This window comes from Flavobacterium bomense (genome assembly GCF_003970355.1).
In genome coordinates this window covers 1-1,649 of sequence record NZ_RYDJ01000072.1, presented here as the reverse complement: position 1 = coordinate 1,649, position 1,649 = coordinate 1, and the positions used below count along the sequence as shown (strand labels likewise).

General features: G+C 31.4%; 1 protein-coding gene and 1 pseudogene. Both read left to right on the top strand.

What is annotated here, in order from left to right; all coding sequences use genetic code 11:
• The coding region (locus EKL98_RS15615; RefSeq protein WP_199740725.1) for a thrombospondin type 3 repeat-containing protein at window positions 1-769 on the top strand (769 nt) is incomplete at its 5' end.
• Between the two features lie 520 nt (window positions 770-1,289).
• A pseudogene (locus tag EKL98_RS15610) lies at window positions 1,290-1,649 on the top strand (OmpA family protein); the annotation flags it as partial.

The window sequence follows — 1,649 nt, the reverse complement described above, 5'->3', positions numbered from 1 at the left end:
ATCTAGATCCGTAGGAAACAATTTTTCTGTTGGAGTTCAAGGTTCTGTAAACAAAATCTCTAAATTTGTTGGTTATGACCCTTTAAATTCTGAAAGTAATTCCAGTGGGTATATAGTATCAAATCCTAGGGATTTAAAGTATTTCGGTATTGACTTAAGTGTTAAATATAGTTTTATGGTTTTGATAGATTCTAAAACAATTGACCCTTCATTGAGTCTTGGGGGCGGTTACACAAATTTGGGTGATAGTAGTTTTAGTACTTTTAATCCAGGTGCTGGTTTAACTTTTTGGTTTAATAAAAAAGTAGGTCTATCTTTAGCAACAACGTATAAAAAATCTTTTGGTGATAGAAATGTTTTTGGAGATTCTTATACCCCAGACTCTCCTTCTCATTTCCAACATTCTGCTGGTATTACCTACCAATTTGGAGGTAAAGATACTGACGCTGACGGAATTTACGACAAATACGATGCTTGTCCAGAAGTTGTTGGTTTAATACAATTTAATGGTTGTCCCGATTCAGACGGAGATGGAATCATCAACGGAAGTGACGCATGTCCTGATGCATTTGGTATAGCTGCTTTAAACGGATGTCCTGACATTGATGAAGATGGTATTGCGGATAAAGATGACGCGTGTCCATATGACGCTGGCTTTCCTGCTTTAAAAGGATGTCCTGATACTGATGGAGATGGCATAATAGATCCTGATGATAGATGCCCTAGAATACCTGGCCCAGCATCAAATAACGGGTGTCCAGTAAATTAGAAACTAAAAAAGCGGGTGTTCTAAATTTAGACACATAGATTTTATGCGAAAGTAAATAGTAATTTAATTTCGCATAAATAATTTTAAAAAGCCATTCTTAATTGAATGGCTTTTTTTATATTTATAAAATGACAGACTAACAATAAACAATATTTATGAAACACATCGTTTTTTGATTGTGTTTTTTCAAAAATAAAAATATTATAATTAAGTGCTCTATCTAGTTTTTCAAGTGTAATTTTTATTAAAAATGGTTACATTTTGTTTTTAGAATTATAATAATATACAAAAGGATATATAATTTGTCTAAAAATACATATTATTGCAAATTAAATACTCAGATTTTTATTAAGAAATAGCATTGATTTTGTAACTTTAAACAAGTTATAGTAACTTTTGAATGGCTTAATAGTTTGTGATTCAACAAGAGTTGCAAAAAAATCTATTTAGATTTTCTTCAAAAAAATTATTTGTTTTTCAGTTTAAAAACATATAAATAAAAAATTTAACTAAATTTAACATGAAACATTTTAACATACTTTTACTTGTTGTAATGGCGCTAATGATTGTAAGCTCACACGCACAAAACAGCAACAATCCTTGGGCAGTATCGGCTGGCTTTAATGTAGTTGACACCCAAGCTAGTGTTCCCGGTGGAGAAAAAAGTTGGTTAGACCGACATTTTTCTCACATGTTAAATGTTAATGAAAACTGGAATATTCTGCCCTATGTCTCTTTTCTTAGTATATCTAGATCCGTAGGAAACAATTTTTCTGTTGGAGTTCAAGGTTCTGTAAACAAAATCTCTAAATTTGTTGTTTATGACCCTTTAAATTCTGAAAGTAATTCCAGTGGGTATATAGTATCAAATCCTAGGGAT